Annotated in this window: 16 protein-coding genes; 10 read left to right on the plus strand and 6 right to left on the minus strand. The window is 55.1% G+C overall.

Annotated elements, in window-relative coordinates:
* Positions 1-293: 293 nt before the first annotated feature.
* Together EIK79_RS06005 and EIK79_RS06010 are read left to right on the plus strand one after the other, a co-directional pair.
* Entirely contained in the window at positions 294-1,352 is a 1,059-nt protein-coding gene (locus EIK79_RS06005) for a TrmB family transcriptional regulator (protein WP_124954225.1), read from the plus strand.
* Between the two features lie 89 nt (positions 1,353-1,441).
* Positions 1,442-2,347, plus strand: a complete 906-nt coding sequence (locus EIK79_RS06010) for an AEC family transporter (protein ID WP_124954226.1) — start codon at positions 1,442-1,444, stop codon at positions 2,345-2,347.
* Between the two features lie 487 nt (positions 2,348-2,834).
* Here the strand turns inward: EIK79_RS06010 and EIK79_RS06015 are convergent, their stop codons facing one another.
* The 3 genes from EIK79_RS06015 to EIK79_RS06025 form a co-directional block, all read right to left on the minus strand.
* On the minus strand, positions 2,835-3,146 hold the full coding sequence (locus tag EIK79_RS06015) for an IclR family transcriptional regulator domain-containing protein (protein WP_124954227.1): 312 nt from the start codon (positions 3,144-3,146) through the stop codon (positions 2,835-2,837).
* Between the two features lie 71 nt (positions 3,147-3,217).
* Complete coding sequence (locus EIK79_RS06020; RefSeq protein ID WP_124954228.1) at positions 3,218-3,535, minus strand: helix-turn-helix domain-containing protein; 318 nt, start codon at positions 3,533-3,535, stop codon at positions 3,218-3,220.
* A 75-nt stretch (positions 3,536-3,610) separates the two neighbouring features.
* Complete coding sequence (locus EIK79_RS06025) at positions 3,611-4,771, minus strand: CaiB/BaiF CoA transferase family protein (RefSeq protein ID WP_124954229.1); 1,161 nt, start codon at positions 4,769-4,771, stop codon at positions 3,611-3,613.
* 165 nt (positions 4,772-4,936) lie between these two features.
* Between EIK79_RS06025 and EIK79_RS06030 the strand changes: the two genes are divergently transcribed.
* Complete coding sequence (locus EIK79_RS06030) at positions 4,937-5,998, plus strand: polysaccharide deacetylase family protein (protein ID WP_124954230.1); 1,062 nt, start codon at positions 4,937-4,939, stop codon at positions 5,996-5,998.
* 162 nt (positions 5,999-6,160) lie between these two features.
* Positions 6,161-8,305, plus strand: a complete 2,145-nt coding sequence (locus tag EIK79_RS06035; RefSeq protein WP_124954231.1) for a DUF2206 domain-containing protein — start codon at positions 6,161-6,163, stop codon at positions 8,303-8,305.
* 18 nt (positions 8,306-8,323) lie between these two features.
* Here the strand turns inward: EIK79_RS06035 and EIK79_RS06040 are convergent, their stop codons facing one another.
* Complete coding sequence (locus tag EIK79_RS06040; RefSeq protein ID WP_124954232.1) at positions 8,324-9,643, minus strand: right-handed parallel beta-helix repeat-containing protein; 1,320 nt, start codon at positions 9,641-9,643, stop codon at positions 8,324-8,326.
* A gap of 101 nt (positions 9,644-9,744) precedes the next feature.
* Positions 9,745-10,740, minus strand: a complete 996-nt coding sequence (locus EIK79_RS06045; RefSeq protein WP_124954233.1) for a GNAT family N-acetyltransferase — start codon at positions 10,738-10,740, stop codon at positions 9,745-9,747.
* A gap of 330 nt (positions 10,741-11,070) precedes the next feature.
* Here EIK79_RS06045 and EIK79_RS06050 point away from each other — a divergent pair, with 330 nt between their 5' ends.
* From EIK79_RS06050 to EIK79_RS06075, 6 genes are all read left to right on the plus strand, one after another.
* Entirely contained in the window at positions 11,071-12,180 is a 1,110-nt protein-coding gene (locus EIK79_RS06050) for a glycosyltransferase family 2 protein (protein WP_124954234.1), read from the plus strand.
* Complete coding sequence (locus EIK79_RS06055; RefSeq protein WP_124954235.1) at positions 12,177-13,031, plus strand: polysaccharide deacetylase family protein; 855 nt, start codon at positions 12,177-12,179, stop codon at positions 13,029-13,031. The genes EIK79_RS06050 and EIK79_RS06055 overlap by 4 nt, the downstream gene beginning before the upstream one ends.
* Positions 13,028-14,059 (plus strand): lipid II:glycine glycyltransferase FemX, encoded by a 1,032-nt coding sequence (locus tag EIK79_RS06060; protein ID WP_124954236.1) that lies wholly within the window; start codon positions 13,028-13,030, stop codon positions 14,057-14,059. The genes EIK79_RS06055 and EIK79_RS06060 overlap by 4 nt, the downstream gene beginning before the upstream one ends.
* Positions 14,052-14,714, plus strand: a complete 663-nt coding sequence (locus tag EIK79_RS06065; RefSeq protein ID WP_124954237.1) for a DHHA1 domain-containing protein — start codon at positions 14,052-14,054, stop codon at positions 14,712-14,714. The genes EIK79_RS06060 and EIK79_RS06065 overlap by 8 nt, the downstream gene beginning before the upstream one ends.
* A gap of 58 nt (positions 14,715-14,772) precedes the next feature.
* On the plus strand, positions 14,773-15,594 hold the full coding sequence (locus tag EIK79_RS06070) for an FkbM family methyltransferase (protein ID WP_233737972.1): 822 nt from the start codon (positions 14,773-14,775) through the stop codon (positions 15,592-15,594).
* Between the two features lie 112 nt (positions 15,595-15,706).
* Positions 15,707-16,960, plus strand: coding sequence for a carboxylate--amine ligase (locus EIK79_RS06075; protein ID WP_124954239.1), 1,254 nt, complete (start codon positions 15,707-15,709; stop codon positions 16,958-16,960).
* Positions 16,961-16,994: 34 nt separating this feature from the next.
* Here the strand turns inward: EIK79_RS06075 and EIK79_RS06080 are convergent, their stop codons facing one another.
* Positions 16,995-18,431: an MATE family efflux transporter gene (locus EIK79_RS06080; protein WP_124954240.1), complete on the minus strand. Its 1,437-nt coding sequence runs from the start codon at positions 18,429-18,431 to the stop codon at positions 16,995-16,997.
* Between the last annotated feature and the right edge of the window lie 155 nt (positions 18,432-18,586).

Genomic DNA, 18,586 nt, shown 5'->3' on the forward strand with positions numbered 1-18,586 from the left:
ATTCTTTTGCCCTCTATACCGTGTGCTTCACTGTTACTCGATTACTGTGCATCTGTATTTGTCACTCACGACCATAGAACCACCCGACGCTGCTGAACCGTTCTTGCTCATCGCGACTCGAACGCTCTATTGGTTCAAGTCAGGATATCGGTTCGAACGGGGCGCTTGGAACCAGTTCACTGTTGCCGCGTGTGCCGTCACCGAGCGGTCGTTTTGCGGAACAACCGTAGAGACAGTGATTGGATGGAGGGTGTCACCGAGTGATGTAAGTACAATCCGCATACAGTACGTGCATGGACGACACATCGCTTAAGGAATCGTTGCGCGGACTCGGGTTTTCGGCCAAGGAAGTGGACACGTATCTCTCGATTCTGGAACTCGGCGGGGGGAAGGCGAGCACGATCGCTGAGGAGGCGGGTGTCTCTAAACGATACGTTTACAGCATCGCTGAGCGGTTGTCTGATCGAGGATTCGTGGAAGTAAACGACCACGTCGTTCCGACGACGATCCGACCACACTCCCCTGAGCACGTCATAACTGGACTGACTGACGATCTCGAAGCGATGCAACCGGCGCTCGAATCGCGGCTTTCACGATCGCCATCCAGGTCTGAGCGATTTGAGGTCATCAAATCCCGCGTAACTGTTCTCAAGCGTATTGCAGACCGGATCGATCGCGCTGAGCGGGAAATTACGCTCTCAATCCCGTACCGACTGCTTGATGAGGTTGCTGATGATCTCCGTGCAGCAGTCGACCGCGACGTATTGGTGCTCTTGCTCGTCACCGGTGTTGATCCGGACGCCAATCTCGCATTCGATGGCGTGGCGTCTGTCGTCCGAGCGTGGAAACAACCGATGCCGACGATGCTAACGGTTGATCAGGAGACGGGTCTCGTTGTGCCTGATAAGATGTTTACACAGTCTAACAGCCCTGCTCAGGCCATCGCCTTCGAACAACAACAGCTTAGTCCGGTCATCGTCGGCTCGTTTCTGGGCAACTATTTCCCCATGGCAACCCCCGTGTACACTGCCGATCCCGTCGATCTCCCAGCCACGTACCGGAACTTCCGACACGCGGTGCTTCAGACGAGACTTCATCGGTCTGCTGGCCGTTCAGTTCGCGCTCGGATCACGGGTCACACTGTTTCTGAGGAAAGCGCACAGACAGAACTCGAAGGCGTCGTCGTCGATGTCTGCCAATCGCTTCTCGACCCGCAGACGAGCTCGTTCCCGGTTGAGAATACACTGATCGTCGAATCCGACGACAAGACGTACAGTGTCGGTGGAACGGGAGCGTTTGTCGAGGATATCGAGGCAACAGTGGTTGAACTCCGTCCGGCCGATGCGGTGTGAGTCCCGGCGCACGGCTGCGAACGCTACCTCGGGTGCTTCGTCTCTACCGAATATGAACACTCAAAGTCGTCGCCTCGGTACTGAAGACTATGCCTGTTTTCGAGCGTTTGATGGCTCTTCTTGGGTTGTTGATGGTCGGAACCGGACTGCGAGTGACCGGTGTTCTCGATGACAACCGAGCCGCTCAACTCAACACCCTCACGTATTACGTCGCCCTTCCGGCGCTCATCTTTATCTCGACGTACCAGCGATCGATCTCTGCGCTCCTTTCACCAGCTCTTCTGGAGGGACTCGTTCTCGTGGTGGTCGTGACAGTGGGGCTTGCGTGGCTCATCCACCGAAACGCCGCAACCCAGTACCGGAGCGTTGCACTCGTCCAATCGTATCACTCCAACCTCGGTTATCTCGGATTACCGCTCGTAGCAGCGACGTTCGAGCCCCGAGTGACGGCGATTGCGAGCGTGATTCTTGGCGTTGTCTCGTTGATCCAAGTGCCGTTGACGGTTCTCATTCTTACCACGATGAGTGGTACCGACACCCGGTTTCTCAACGAACTGCAACGACTCATCACAAACCCGGTGTTAGTCTCGCTGCTCGTTGGCCTCGCTGTCGGCTCCACCGGGCTTGCAGTTCCGTCTGTGGTCGCTTCCGGACTCGACGCCATCGGTACACTCGCATTACCGTTGGCGTTGCTCTGTGTCGGTTCTTCTCTCAAGGTCGACCTCTCAGCGGTCGATCTGAGTGCGACCGGCTGGGTCGTTGCACTCAAAAATGGCTGTATGCCAGCACTCGCTTGGGGAGTTTTCTCCCTTCTCACCGTCAATCCTGCGACGTTTACTGCGAGTGTGGTCATGTTCGGCACACCGACCGCTGTGTCGACGTTCGTGTACGCGAACGAACTCGGTGGTGACGAACAGTTTGCGTCATTGAACGTTTTTATAACCACACTTATCTCTACTGGAACCCTGTTCGTTCTTATCCGCTTGGTTAGTTAATTGCATTTTATTGTGTATGGAGATACGAAAACAAATGTTCGATTGTGTAAATAGTTGGACAATATATACTTAATACGGTGGAAGAAGTCGAGTCTGGAGATAGTTATTGGTCAATTTTATTATGAGCATAGCCTTCTAATGCTTGGCAGATAATAATATATACTGGCAGGTATTCTATCAGAATAATTTGATTAGGTATACCTAAGTGTGTTGGTGACGGATAGCACTAGTAAAATAGATTACCTGTCGTCTATATCGAATCCGCAATACAAACCATAATACACAAAATACATAATTCAATAAATATGTAGTGGTAACAGTTGTTATCGGGTTAGATCATTGATCTCAGCAGGAATGGTTACAACTGTACGTTTGTAATCGACGCGTCTCTTCGTACGATCTTCGAATACGCCCCGCGTACAGAGTTGTTCGGCCTTACCGAAGCAAAGTATGCCGAACGAAGATTATTGGAGGCTCATATTGATTTCTATTTCTTGGGCCGCTCGGAGGAGTAATTCGGGGAGCTCTGTCCGAAAGTATTCTCCTTTGATCCGGTTTGCTGGACCGGTGATCGACAGGGCGCCGAACAGTCTTCCGCTTTCCTCACCACAGAGGGCACTCCGATGCCGCGCATTCCTTCGATCCGTTCGCTGTCATTGAGCGCATACCCCTGCTCGTGTACCGTCGCCAACTCCTTGTGGAGAACGTCACGATCGGTGATCGTGTTCACCGTTCGCTCCGGGAGTCCGTGCGTATCGATGATATGATCGACTCGTTCGTCTGGCATGGCGGCCAACATCGCTTTTTCTGGTTCCGGTACAGTGCATCGGGAGTTCCGAGGTAGAGATCGGTCGTGACGAGCGCCAATTCTTAGGTTTGTTTTGCTACTGTATCCACCGTCTGTTTCGCCGTTCGATACAGGTGTCGCCGGTCACGAGCGTGACCGCCGAAGCGCAGCCACTGCAACCCAACGTGGTACGTGTCCCCCTGTTTCACCCCGTAACCGTTGTGTTGTAACGCCGCAAGATGATTGTAGATAGTACTTTTTGTCAGGTCGAGACGTGTATCGAGCTCCGACACTCGTGCCCCATTTGACTGCTCAACTGCTTCAACAATCGCTAATGCGTGTTCAACCGTCTGGATCGGGTTCGTTGGATTGTTTTCTATACCCTTTGTATTACTATCCATACTACAAATCTCGTTTGATGTAGCCGCATTCCCTGTATCGGTTGTCTTCCGAATCCGCCCATTGAATGGCCCTGGTTAGGTAACCGCTCCAGTCTCCCGCAACCGTTCGATCGCCGCCGCGTCGTAGTTCGCCGCTCGGAGCAGTTCCTCTGTGTGTTCTCCATGGTCAGGAATAGATTCGTCGCTAGCGGGAAGATCACACACGGCAGGGAACCCGATCCGCGGCGGGGCGTCGCCGTCTTGGATGAGTCCGCGAGCGCGGCACTGCGTCGATTCGACCGCCTCGCTAGGGGTATAAACACCGTCGACAGTCGCGTCCACGTCGTCGAACGCTTTGACCCACTCCTCACGGGTCCGTTCACAGAAGACGGCCTCCAACTCCTCACGAAGGACCTGTCGCTCGGCTGGACCTGATATCATGTGCTTGTCACACAAGTCTTTTCGGTCGATCGCTCTACAGAACGCTCCCCAGAACTGTGGTTCGAGTGCTGCGAGTGTGACGTACTTCCCATCGGCGGTTTCATAGATGTCGTACCACGGAAGCTCACCGGTGAGCGGTGTTTCGCTGGGACGAGGTGATTCCTCGGAAAATACGCCAGCCGTGAGCGACTGGGCAAACGAGAGCACAACGTCGGTCATCCCTACATCGATGTATTCGCCTGTGCCGTCGCTGAGTTCGCGCGAGCAGAGCGCGCCGACGATGGCGAACGCCGCGAACAAGCCACCACCCATGTCTGCTACCTGATAGCCCGGAACGACCGGCGTGGAATTCTCGTCTCCCCGCGTCATATCGAGTAGCCCTGCCCGTCCGACGTAGTTGAGATCGTGTCCTGCTTGCTCGGCAAGCGGTCCTGTTTGTCCGTAGCCCGAGAGTGAACAGTAGACGATCGAAGGATTTTGTTCGTAGACGGTCTCGTATTCAATCCCGAGCCGCTCGGTTACACCAGGACGGAAGCTTTCGATCACCACGTCAGCGTCATTAAGCAACCGATAAAACGCTTCACGACCCCCATCAGTTTTGAGATCGAGTCCGACACTTTTCTTTCCGCGGTTAACCGCATCGAACAGTGATCCGACACCACGAGTGGTCATCGGCGGCATGGATCGGGCGTAGTCTCCGCTGTCCGTGTCTTCGATTTTGATGACGTCTGCACCCGCGTCACAGAGCAGTTGGGTAGCGTACGGTCCCGGAAGAAGTCGCGTGAGATCAAGCACACGAATGCTATCGAGTTGCACACTATCAAGTCAGCTGTCACCACCGTAAAACTACGTGATATCTCTGAGAAACAGGCTCTTGCAGGTGCTATAAAGACTGCATCAAACTTTATATCTCTTGTAAACATACAAAATAAACAAAAATTCTCGTAATATTTTTCAGAGTAAGTCCCTAAACAAAAATCGATGATTCGTGGGTCTACTCGTCGAGGATTTCTCGTGACCGTGGGTGCAGGGACAGCGTCTTTGGCCGGTTGTTTTACGCAGCAGGGAGATAACGATCGAGACGGTTCGGAACCGACCAGAACTAGCGACCGGCGCAAAACCGATCAAAACGGTGTGCCAGTCGAGAAAGGGGCTGTCGAGTCCGTCGTTCCCCCGGAGAATGGAGCTGTGGTTTTCGTGTACGACGATGGGCCGATGACGGACTACACAGAGGCGTTCCCTGCGCATCAATCATACGACGCACCAGCCACGGTTGGGATTGTCAGCGAGTGGGTCGGTCGCACAAACTTCATGGAGCGGGAGTGGATGGATGTTGATCATCTCACGAAACTCGTGGACGCCGGCTGGGAAATTGCGTCTCATACGGCCGAGCACACGACTGTGGGGACGTACGAACTGGTCGAAGACGTTGCTCCAACTGACGAACGCGTCTATCCGACGGCCGTTCGACACGGATTTTGGACCCCAAAAGACGTAGAGATCACTACTGGAGACCGAACGGTGCGCACGAGTGCTGTCGGTAGGGGGAGCGACGATATTGGTCGATACGTCGAACTCGGAGATCCCGTCGGTGCCTCGTTTGCCGCCGAGGAAGCGGTCATACGGTATCCACCGAGTGTGATGGAACACGCACTCGCTAGGTCGAAACGGGATCTAGAGGGATTCGGGTTCGATGTCAAGACGTTCCTTGCGCCGTACGACGATTTCGACGCGTGGTCGCAGCGCTTCGTCGATGATTTTTACATTGGGGTTGCCAACGGCGATCACGGGAACCGAATCAATGATCCTGATGCGTTTTCCCCTTACCAGACTCGGAGAGCGTATTTCGTTGAATTTACCGAACCGAAGTTCGTCAAACGCGATCTCGACGCGATCGCCAACCGTGGCGCACTGGGTGTTTTTGGTGCGCACACGCATAAGGATTCTGTCACAAAGGATCGAATCCGAACGACCCTCGAATGGGTCGAAAAACGAAATATCGAGGTGATGACACTCCGTGACGCGATCGAAATCTACGCCTGAGCAGTGACAACACTCCTTCTCTATTTCGACGGTTTCGTCACCGACCTTACGGGTGACGACCCCACACCGAGTTGACTGTTCAGCCGTTTTCATGATTCAACGAGTCGATTGACGCGTTTATGCCCTCATTGATTATCTGTGGGTGGCCCGAAACGGAACTGTATGCCCACCTTTTCGAACCGAACTGTTTTTGGGATACTCTCCGTACTGATCTCGTATCTGCTGCTCGATGCCGTTTTGGGTGGTGTATTACCAGGGAGTCCCCTGCTACGGTCTCTTTTCGGGTTTGTTCTCCTCACAGTAGCACCGGGATATTTGTTCGTCATGTTGCTGGGGATCCGGGGTCGACCACCGGGCCGAATCCTTCTCTACTCGGTCGGCCTCAGTCTGTTCGTCGTGGTTGTCCTTTCAGCCTTACTCAACAGTCTGTTATCACTGTTCTCGTTCGCTCGCCCGCTCTCTTCAGTGAGTCTGACAGTCGCCGTGTTGGTGCTCGTACTCAGTATGGCTGCGGTGTGCTACGTCGCTGGTTCGACTCTTCGATCACCGTTGCGGTCGTTGTCACTGTCACATTGTGATCAAATCGCTGTCGTGGTCGTGAGCCTTCTGCCGATGGTTTCGATCCTTCTTACCGTGTTCTCTACGATTCCACGGTTCGATCAGTTGCAGCTTGTATTGTTATGTCTCCTCTCGACCGTACCACTGGTGCTTCAGCAGTGGGACAGATCGCCTGCTCTCTCCCCGTACGCGATCTGGGCGGTTTCAGCGGCTGTGCTGTTCCAGATGACGCTCGTTTCAGGCCACCTCTGGGGCTTCGATATCCACTTCGAGTATGCTACAGCTGCGAACATCCTCCACGATGGCTACTGGGATCCGGGAGCGAGCAACCCGAGCAACTCGTTGGCGACGGTCACACTGCTGGCGGCCGTCTACTCGATGGTGACCGGCTTGGATCTCGTCTGGGTGTACAAGTTCGTCTATCCAGTACTCGTTTCGCTCCTCCCGCTTGGCGTCTGGTACGTCGTACGGAGCACCTTTGAGGATCGATCGATCGCTACGCTTGCCCCGTTCGCCCTCGTGTTCTACTACGGATTTTTCAAAGACATGCCTGATAAACAACTGGTCGCTGGACTGTTCGCCGTCTTCCTACTCATCGTGTTTCTCGATACGGAACTATCCCCCACCCAGCGGTGGACTGTCGGTCTCGCGTTCGCCGTCGCGCTCACGCTCTCCCACTACGGTGTCAGTCTGTTGTTCACCGCGTTTCTCGGGAGTGCCCTTCTGGCTCGCTACGCAGTGCAAATGCTGCCGACGGCTGATGTCGACGCTCGCCTTACTCGCCCCGCGCTCGTTGGATTTCTCGGCGTATTCTGGGTCGTGTGGTATCTGTTTACCGCTTCCGGCGTGAACTTCTACCGCGTCGTTGGGGTCGGCTACGAACTCCTCTCGACGCTTCCGTTCCCGATGGCAGAACGGAGTGGGGCGGCTTATGCGACTGCGGGGTTCACGTCGGTGTACTGGATTATTTATAAATTCCTGCACATCGTTCTGGCCGGGCTCATCGGGATCGGAATGTTTGACGCCTTGTCTGCTGTCGTTACCGATCGTGACGGCCCTTCTTCCGTCGAGTACTCCCTGTTTTCGGCAGGCGTACTCGCTTTCCTCGGCGCGTCGGTGGTTTTCACATTCGGAATGGGCTTCGACAGAACGTTCCAAATCGCCCTGTTCGTGGTGGCTCCGTTTGCGATCACCGGCGCGCGAACCGTCATCTCGGTCGTCTCACGAGGTGCTGTTCATCTGCCACTAACTGGTCTCCGCGCGCACATTGCTGCCGTTCCAGTCGACAGTCTCTTTGCAGTGTTTCTTGCCGTGTTGTTCCTGTTCAGTTCGGGCACCGTTTTCGCGGTTGCGGGCGAGCAGCTCCCACCGTACAACATCAACGTTGACGAGGACGCTGGCTGGCCAGTGTACTCTCAAAGCGAAGTCGACGCCACGCGATGGTTGGCGACACACACCGATACCAACGATACGATCGCGGTTTACAACGAGTGGGACCAGATCAAAAGCCGAGACGGTTTGCTTGTGAGTGAAGTCGTTCCCGCGGACAAACTAGAACCGATCTGGCTGAACCGTACGACGCTGAATCGGAGCGGATACGTTTACGTGAGTCACAAACCCATGTTGCAGTTGGGCAGCGATACGGAGTATATCGACGCCCGTAATACACCGTTCTATCGGGATACGCTCTCGACTGCTGAGACGGTGTACACCGACCGGAACGTGACGATCTACTACGTTGAAGCGTGAGCGTGCTGTTCGATGTGCTCAGGCAGCATTGAGATTTCCCTCGCTAGTCCACCCGTTGGAGAGGTCGAGTTTCGAATCGGTCAGCACCCCGGTGAATACGTTGTTCGTGAACGCACAGTCGATAAACGAACCGTTCTCTGCGTGTGCGACGATCCCATTGCTTGCGTTTCCACCGCTTTGAATCGTGTTCCCGCGAACTTGCAGCGCGGTAATGTCGTTCGACTCGGCAACACACCGGATCGCTGATCGATAGTTTCCTCGGAAGTCGTTGTTTTTGATCTGATTGCCGACACTGGTAGCTCCCTCGGCCGCTCGCACGATGACGTGATCCCGGTCAGAGTGCTCCATGTAGCTGTCACAGCCGCTGACGGTCGAATAACTGCAACGATCGAGTTCGATCGACGCGCCTTGTGCGGCAGCGTTGCGATAGAGTTTGGCGTTTGTGATTCGCCACGCGTTCCCTCGGGCGACGATCGCAGGCCCGCTGTTGTTCCCAAACCAGTTGGTGTCTACGCGCACGACACCGACGGCCGGATGTGACTCCTTGTTGGCACCGCCCCGGAGTCCCGTCCCCCTGTTCGTGATGAACCGACACCCGGCGAAGTAGTTGTCATCGGTGCTCGCTGTGGAGCCAGCCAGCCAAAAACCAGTTTCAGGGGCGGAGTGAAATCCACAGTTGATGAATCGACTGTTCCAGAACGCTCCATACACGACGTTGCCGGCGCTGTTGTTCCCCTTGTTGCCGTCGAAGGTGATGTTTCGGAGTGTACACTGCATCACGTTGTTCCGGGGCGGATCGGGTGTCGTTATCAGATCGGCGTTCGCGTCGTCTTTGAGTTTGATCGTGGTTGCGTTACAGCCCGAACCGTGGAGTGTGACACCGTGGGCGAGTGTGAGTTCGCTTCCGACGTACGTTCCGGGTGCGAGACGCACGACGACGTTCCCTCCTGTTCGATCGATCACGTCCTGAATCCCTTCGACGCCGTCCTCCGGTGTGAGATAATACTCTCCCGGTCGCTTCGATTCGGATTCGATGTTCAACGTGATCCACCGGTCGCCGTCCGAGAGCGTCCGCCGAGTCGTATCGGTCTGTTTCCCGTCGGTTACCTCCCAGATCGTGCCTTTAGCCTCGTTCGCTGGGGGACGGTCCCGCTTCGGTCCAACGTAGTACTGTCGTGTGATTTGATAAACTCGATCGATATCCATTGGTGATACAGGCGTAGTGTGGTGTCGATCGGTGGCGAGTTGACTCGTTACCGAGCCGGCGACGACGGCGCTTCCTGCGCTTACGATCGCTAAGAACGTCCGTCGTCGAATCGACACCGACTCCCGGGCCATTCACGAACTGTTTTTTCCGGAACGGATTGACTATTGTGTCGTTGAGTATTCGAAACAATTGGCTAGTGAGTCATTGAGTACGACTGAACTACTGGCACTCGTCAGTAGGCGATTATCTCGTATGCTTTCTGTACGATGTCCATCAATTTCCCCGATTTGATGAGGTAATGTGGAACCGGTTCCGCGTCGTACTTGCTTTTGTAGTGAGCGAGCGGTTCGAGATTCGCGTTGCCAAGGTCGTACCGATCGATCGACCCCAGTTCCGGGTCGGTGAGTATGTCCTCAATGATTCGCCAGTGCAACAGTTCGTTGGCGTTCCCGTTTCGTTCGGTGCGTGTTCCGCCCTGAAAGAAATATCCTTTATCGTTTGAGTACACAACCGTGATACCACTGAGGAACGCTCCGGCGGCCGTTTCTGCGACGTAGACGCGAATGCGATCCCCGAGCGTCTCTACGAGATCACGGGTGTACTCCCACGACACGGGATAGTTGTCTCCCTGTTCATTCCGACGAGTTCTATGAGCGTCGTAAACGGCGCGTGCGTCCTCGATACCGCCTTGTGAAACGGTGATCCCCGCCTCCTCAGCGTTGTGGACTCCACGCCGGGCTTCCCGACTGAACGACTGTAGAACCCGCTTTGGGGTCGTCGATCGTAAAGCGAGTTGGTAGGTAAAGCGTGACTCGACATCGAAACCGGCCCAGAGATAGGGTCGTGGGTCGGTGTACGTAGTGCTACAGGACACCCCGAACAGCGTACACGGGTCGTGGGCTGCCACGGTTTCGAGTATCGCCTGCGTGAACTCTTTGTTTACTATCTCTCGTTTGCGTTGTTTCGGACTCGTCGGCATCAGTATCGGTCCCATCTGTGGAATGCCGAATCCGGGTGGTGGAGAGATGATTGCCGTCGCGAACAACTCTGTTCGAACGACAGCAGGCAACAATCCGACCAACTGTTGGCCCTTGTATCCGCCGTACAGACACACATCTTTCGCGTGCCTATCGAGGACTCGAAGTGTTTCGGGGGTGTGAGACCACTCGAAACCGGTGGCAGGAAGCGCCTTCCCCCAGTCGGAGAACGTGAGTGTTTCGATGTGCATGCTATGTAGTACCTGTACGAATGTCGAGAACTACTGTTGGTCGCCAATATTTTAAACGGAACTGATGGTTTAGCTCCGTTCGACGCGATGAACCATATAACACTCCAATAAATAACTCTATCGATTCAATAAACTTGCTGTTAACTATGTTCATTCATTTTAGTAACTGTTCAGTCTTACCCTTCGAATGTTGTTCTATCGTACTCGCATCTCCTCTAACAGTGAATAACCACGTGTTACTTGATATTTGATAATATAATAGGCGATTTCATTGATCTAATTAGATGATATTTACTACTCGCGGTAACTAGTTCACAGCCATGAGGAACGATGACAGAAGGAACGGATAATACAGCGTGCGGTACTTCTTCTGATAAGCGGACAGGAGTGATCGAAACCACTATCGAGGATGGCGTCGCTGGACCACCAGGCAATATCACTACAAACAGGAACGCGGGTCACGAACACATCCCGAGGCAGCAGTTCGAATTAGAGATTTCGGAGTCGATCTGTTCCGTTCTCGTAGCAATTCCTGCGTACAATGAAGCAGCGACCATCGGTGACGTCGTCCAGACTGCTAGTGAGTACGCTGATTATGTGCTCGTTATCGACGACGGAAGTGAGGACGATACGGCCGTTCGGGCGACAGCAGTTGGTGGTGCTGTCATCAAACACCGGCAGAACCGAGGCTACGGAGCCGCCCTGAAGACGGCGTTTGAGGTCGCCTCCCGGTACAACGCTCACCACCTCGTTGTCCTCGACGGCGATGGACAGCACGACGCCGCGGACGTTCCTCGGTTGGTGGCCGCCCAAGAGCGTACCGGCGCACACCTCGTCATCGGTAGCCGGTTCATCGAGGGGGCCACGTCGAACGCCCCGTTGTACCGCTGGATCGGTCTCAAAACAATCAACGGACTGACCAACTTGAGTCTTGGTGTCGTACGAGCTGCCTCACGGGTGAGTGACACGCAGAGTGGGTTTCGCGCGTACGACCAGACAGCGATTGAGACGCTCGCTGCAGACAGAAGCATTGGGAACTGGATGGACGCAAGCACGGATATCCTCTATCACGCCCATCATCACAGCTACTCCATTGAAGAGGTCCCTATCACAGTGACGTACGATGTGGCGAACGCGAGCACCCGAGCACCTTTGTCTCATGGCGTCGTCCTCATGCGGAACATCCTGAAAACGATTGAGCGCGAGCGCCCCCTGACAGCGTTGGCTGTGCCGGGCTTTGGACTCACGTTCGGCGGAATGGGCGTCGGATATATGTCTCTAGATAATTATATACAATCAGGGACGTTTCCAGTTGGTCTCGCGCTTACCGCTGCCGTTCTCATGCTCATCGGAACATTCGCTTGTTTCACCGCGATTGTGCTCCACGCGCTCAGTACTTACTTTGCGAACACGGGTATGGGGGACAGACGGATTCGATGAGCGTATCGAACGTCCTCTCGTTCGATCTTGAGCATTGGTATTCAGCCACCCTGCTCCGTGATTCTGTGTGTGATAAAGACACACACATCGAAGAATCGGTAGACATCGTCCTTGATATCCTCGCTGACTATGATGTGACAGCGACGTTCTTCGTTGTCGGTGATGTCGCACGCCGATATCCGGAACTCGTTGCCAGCATTGCCGATGCCGGCCACGAGATCGGATCACACGGTGATACGCACCGACCACTGTTTGATCTCTCCCCGAAACAGTTCGCCGCGGAACTTGATCGCAGCACTCAGGCAATCCGCGATGCGGTTGGGTCGACACCGGTGGGTTTCCGTGCCCCGAATTTCTCCGTAACACCCCAGACACAGTGGGCGATCGAGGTGCTCGAAGCGGCCGGATATCGCTACGATTCGAGCGTGTTCCCGGTTCGAACGCCGATGTACGGCGTCTCCGGTGCACCTATCCGACCGTACACTCTCGATCCGAATGCTCCCTTCGAAGAACGCGAAGGGGGTGGACAACTCACAGAGTTGCCACTTGCGGTGTTCCACCCCCGACTCAAACTGCCGGTGGCTGGCGGATTTTACGCTCGTCTGCTTCCTACGTGGCTGTTGAAACGAGGAGTACGCACCCTCAATGCGCACGGACTTCCAGCGACGATGTACTTTCATCCCTGGGAGTTCAATCCTGCTGTGAGAACGACAGCGGTCTCTGCCCACGAGCGCCTTATCAGCTTCCACGGTATTGACGGGCTGCAAACGAAACTTGCCACGTTGCTCGATGCGTTCGCGTTTACGACGGCCGACGCCGTTGTCCAACGTGCTGACGGTGATGAACGATGACTGAGACGAGTACCCTCACAGTGCGATCGGTTTGTCCCGATCGCACCCCCGAGTGGCAAACCTTCGTTGAGACCCATCCTGATGCAACGGTGTTTCACACCGCAGAATGGTTACACGCTATTGAAACGGTGTTCGGATACGAACCCCGCCACGTACTTCTCACTGACGGCGGAACGGTTCGTGCGCTCGTGCCAGGCTTCGTCGTGTTCGAGGGCTTCGGTTGGAGTGTGCTCAATCCCTTCTGTGAATACGGCTTTCCGCTGATCGGGGAGGGCACAATGGACGCGGCAGTGCTCTCTGCGCTTCAACGCACCGACGACACACGCGTTGTCAAAGACGTTAGCTGGAGCGGTGTCAGCGGGTACACCACGACTGACTTCGGTGGCGTTCCGACCGGCTCGTCGATCCGTCTGTCGATCGACCGATCATTCACGGTGCTCTGGGAGACGGTTTTCGACAAGGATGTTCGCCGCTGTGTCCGGACCGCACGCGATCACGGTGTCAGCGTGACCGACGGCACTGTTGATGAGTTCTACCCGCTCTATCTCGAAACGATGCGTCGGCTGGGCAGCCCACAGTTTCCAGAGCGGTTTTTCGCGTCGCTCGCAGACGCCTTCAGAGAGTCGGTTGCTATCTTACTCGCTCGACACGACGGCGAACCGATTGCAGGCGTGTTCTTGTTTGAGTGGGGTGATGCGACGATCATCTGGACGCCTGCCTCGAAGCGAACCCACTGGGACTACCGGCCGAACCATCTGCTCTACCTCGAAGCGATCGAACGGGCCTGTCAGGCTAATCGGTCGGTCGTTGACTTTGGACGGTCACGTCGTGGCTCTAGCGTTCACGGGTTCAAAGCCCAGTTCGGTGGCGTCGGCTATCCGCTCATGAGCTTCGTCACGCCGCCACACCGGGCTGGTCGCGCTTCGCTCGACGGCTACGGCCGACTGTCCGCGGTCACTCCGTATCTCGCACCGGTTATTACTAACCCTTCTGTAGGAACACGATTAAAACGATTTATCCATGAATAATACGATACTCATTGGACTCGCTTCGGTTCTCGCTCTCGCTGGGACGACTGCCTACTGGTGGCGACGAGAGCGACTGGTCAAAGAGAGTTTGACTGCCAGCCGTGACTGGGAGACGAACACGAACGCCACGACTGCTGTTGCACACGAGGAACTGCGAGCGGCAACGAAAGCAGCCAAACGTCTCGATGCGCGCGTCACGGATCTTCCAGAGCGGGTTATCGCGCTCGATGAGGAACGCCGAGGGCTGCGCCGCGAACTCGATGCTGTTCGGGAGCGGTGGGCTGACTCGTGGTTGTCACACGTCGATATGACAGCGGACGGCGACCCACCTGTTCGAGTGGTCGTGTTCGATTCTTGGGAAATCGATGACGTACGGGCGTTCGCAAAACGCGCCATGAACGAGGATGCGATCACCGTGGTTGTCGGTGGCGACAATTCGTTCGCTGTCGCTGTCGGTGACTCGTTGAGCGACGAGTGTAGCGCGACCGAGATCGCCGGCAGTATCACCGAGTGCGCTGGCGGAGGTGCTGGTGGCACTGATCGATTGGCTATCGGCGGCGGAGCGACTGGTGCGCTCGATACCGCCTGTCGAAACGTCAAACACTCCCGCATACAGTCTGCTACGGTTTACCCCAACCCCGAAAACGATGCGTGACCGGCGAGCGGATTCGACTGACAGTGCAGCTCGGTCCGGGAATTCTTGTTCCCATGCTGTGAAACACCGTCTTCTGAACACCGCGTCTCGGCTCACTGACCGATACAACGCGCTGTCGCCTCTCAACGAACTCTATTGGGCGGTCGACACCGCGTACTGTTTGACCCGGGTCGCACTCTGTGGTGGTCTGATGACCGTTCGGATCGGTGAGGAACCGATCCGGTTTGGGGTTTCTACGAGGTCAGAGTATCGCAGAACCACGGATCTGGGCGGTGAACGGCCCGTGATCGAGGCCCTGTTGGCGGAGCTACGCGGCTCCGAGACGGTTTGGGATATCGGTGCTTGTATCGGAACGTACACGTGTCCTGTTGCAAGTACTCTCACCACTGGGAGCGTCGTCGGATTCGAACCCGAGTCCACGAATCGTTCCCGACTCCGGCGGAATCTCGAACGGAACACACTCACTACCGACTGGACCGTCTCTTCGATCGCGCTCTCAGACCACGATGGTGCGTGCACGCTCTCCTCGGAGTTCGTGGCAGCTGGAGCGGGCCATCACTATCTCTCCTCAGTACCGAACGGCTCGACTGTCGAAACGAAACGAGGTGATTCGCTGATCAAGGATGAAGGATACACGCCGCCTGATGTGATTAAAATTGACGTTCAGGGGGCGGAACTGTGCGTTTTACGAGGATTACGAGGAGTGCTCACAGAAGTTAGATCTCTCTACCTCGAAGTTCATCCGAGCAAGTGCCGCCGATACGGGACGACTGCCGAGGAAATCGAAGCGTTCCTTACCAAGGCCGGATTTTCGATCACTGTTCTCGGCCCACCTACGAACCGACGATCTGGTGTTTATTTTGTTCGCGCCCAACGATGATGGATCTCCACCCTCCATTTCTATCCATGTACCATTATACTATCATAAAGTTTATGTTATTAATATAATTCATCTGGGAAACTATTATATCACGACAACATCTCTACGTAGTATGAATGGGAAAGCTGAGAGCGATCGATCAGTCCTTCTTCCGGTCAACGATTCTGGGAGCAGCGTTTCGTGTGTCCGGTCGCTCAGCAAGCACGGCGTTCATACGGTGGTCGTTTCGGAGCATCCGGATAGACCAGTGTTTGCGTCGCGGTACTGTGATGAGGTGCTCACTGTTCCCTCGCCCTACGACGATCTGATCGCGTACAAGGACGCCCTGTTGTCGGCCGCAGAGCGCCCGGACGTGTACACGATCATTCCTCATCGAGAGATGGACAGCTACGTTCTTGGGAAGTACCGAGCCGAATTCGAAGAGCACGTCGTTCCGTTGTGGCCCTCTTTCGAGAACATCCGGACCGTCCACGATGGGCTTCGAATGGTTGAGGCTGCCCGAGAAGCGGAGATCCCGATTCCCGAAACGTGGTCGTTCGAGGACGTGGTGGACTGGGACCGCGAACTGATCGTTAAACCCCGGTATTCGATTCTGACGAGCGACTACGTGAATTCACTGTCTCCGAATGATTGTGAAGGAAAAATGGAGCCGATATACGTTCCGCCCGGCACTGAACCGGATTTGAAGACGATTCAAGCAGCGATGCACACAAGTGATTGCCACGCGCCGGATCACATCCCAATCGTTCAGGAACTCATTCGAGACACACGCACTGAATACGGCTTTCGTGGACTCTGTACGGACGGCACGTCGGTGTTGACCTGCCAAAAGCGTCAAATAAGGGGAACGTCGTACGCTGGCGGTGCAAGCGCGTTTCGAAAGACCATGCACGATCCCCGTTTAGAAGAACTCGGACGGACGTTGCTTGAACACCTCGGATGGAACGGTCTCGCTTCGGTGCAGTTCCTTCGGGACCCCGACTCTGGTGAGTATAGATTCACTGAGATCAATCCCCGTGTGTGGGCGTCGATCGAAATGGATGTGCTCGCGGGTGCTGACTTTCCGTACGCTCACTGGTTAGTGGCGACGGACAACGCGGATCGCATTGAGTCGGATTACGAATTGGACACCGGCAACCATCTTCTCATCGGTGAACTCCAGTATCTCTGGAGCGTTCTCCGGGACGAGTATCCGCTCATCGAACCGCCGCGATTCCGCCGTGCGTTGTGGGCGGTGGTTTCCTCGTGCTACGATCAACCGCATTTCGATTTCGTCCATCTCGACGATCCCGGTCCTTTCGTTCGCGGCGTCCTTAATCAGTTGTCGATCGGCGGTCGTCCAACAGGAGAAACCGCCGGAGAGTGATCGCTTGGTCCTGCTATCACCGATACCGCGCGGCTTACGCTTTTATTCTCAGCAGGCTTCGGAACACGTCTGCCGTCGCAATCCGGACCCGTTCGACCAATAGGAGCACCGACACGGCGTAAATCGCTGCTCCGAGGCTGATAAATACGATCGTTTCGAACGGAAGAAGCGTTGATGAGACGGGAACGAGAAACCACAGACAGGCCCCCATTATCAGGGCAGAGAGTACCTCTAAAAGGATCTCCTCTATCGGCACGGAAAACGTGAGTATCGAGCGAATGTAGCGGTACGACAACCCCGTTTTGAGAATCATCGCCCCGGTTGTCGCGAGCGCGGCACCGACCCATCCGATGGTCGTCACGGCCACGACGTTCAACACGAGGTTGACGAGAATGAACACGACGTTCGTCCGGAACATCAGATCTGGTCGGTCAAGCGCGTTGATCACGTTTCCGAAAACCACTTCGTAGCTGTGAAACAGTCGTGAGAGGATCAAAACGGCAACGACTGTCGCCCCGACCCGATACTCCTCACCGAAGATGGCAAGGAGAGGTTCAGCAAAGATCATTCCTCCGACCACCCCCGGAATCGCAAGGATCCCGGTGTAGACAAGCGAGCGTTCGAGTAGGTCCGTTATCCGTTCGGTCTCGTCGTGGATCGAAAGCTCACTGATATTGGCGAACAACGTCGAGCTGATCGCTGAAGCGAGCAGAAAGAGCACACCGGTTATCTGCCAGCTGAGTTCGTACACTCCAATGAATGAGGATACGACGAACAATCCGAGAACGAGGGTGTCCGTCCAAATCCATGACTGGGTTGTCACTGCTCCTATCCAGCTGTATTTCGCAAACTCGAACAGGCTCCGAAAATGCTGCACTGTGGGCCGTTTCAATCGGAGTTCGAGCAACAACAGCCCAACCACGCTGGCGACCGTCTGTCCGATGACATACCCCAAGAGAACACCGAACAGTCCGTAACCAAACGAGACGAAGAGAATCCACGACATCAACTGTCCGATGGCGTACACTGATTGGAGCAATCCTGCCTGAGCGACCTTCTTTTCACCGACCAATCCGGCTTCGATCGTCTTCCGAACGAGGAAGGTGAACGATCCGGCGAAGAGGAACGGCACCACCAACCCGCTTCCGATGTAGGTGGCGATCTGCTGGTGGTAGATTGTGACACTGATGCCAACGGGGACAAATAAACCAAGGCGAACCACTAGCGTAGCAGTGAAAAATTCGTCCCGCTCAGTCCCTTCGCTGATCCGCTTCTGGGCAGCCTCGGAGATTCCGACGTTGGTCAGCAGATCGAGTACTCGAATGACAGCGATGAATAACGAATAGATTCCGAGCACTACCGGGCTTGTGGCCACCGCGAGATAGAAGATACCCAGAAAGACCGCTACTGACAGGCCGATCCTCGTCACAAACGTTCCGAGCGACGACCGCAGTACGTTCGTATAATTCATTGTCGTTTGAGTACGGCTCCCAGACTGAGCGATGTCGTACGACACAGTGATACCGACATTCCTGCTCTCAGCTCACTGTGTGATACGCTTAGTTGTGGAAAACCATTGTTTTGTACTCATACTGTCGTACTGCACACGGATCGATCATAAATATA

The sequence above is a fragment of the Halocatena pleomorpha genome, assembly GCF_003862495.1.
Classification (GTDB): domain Archaea; phylum Halobacteriota; class Halobacteria; order Halobacteriales; family Haloarculaceae; genus Halocatena; species Halocatena pleomorpha.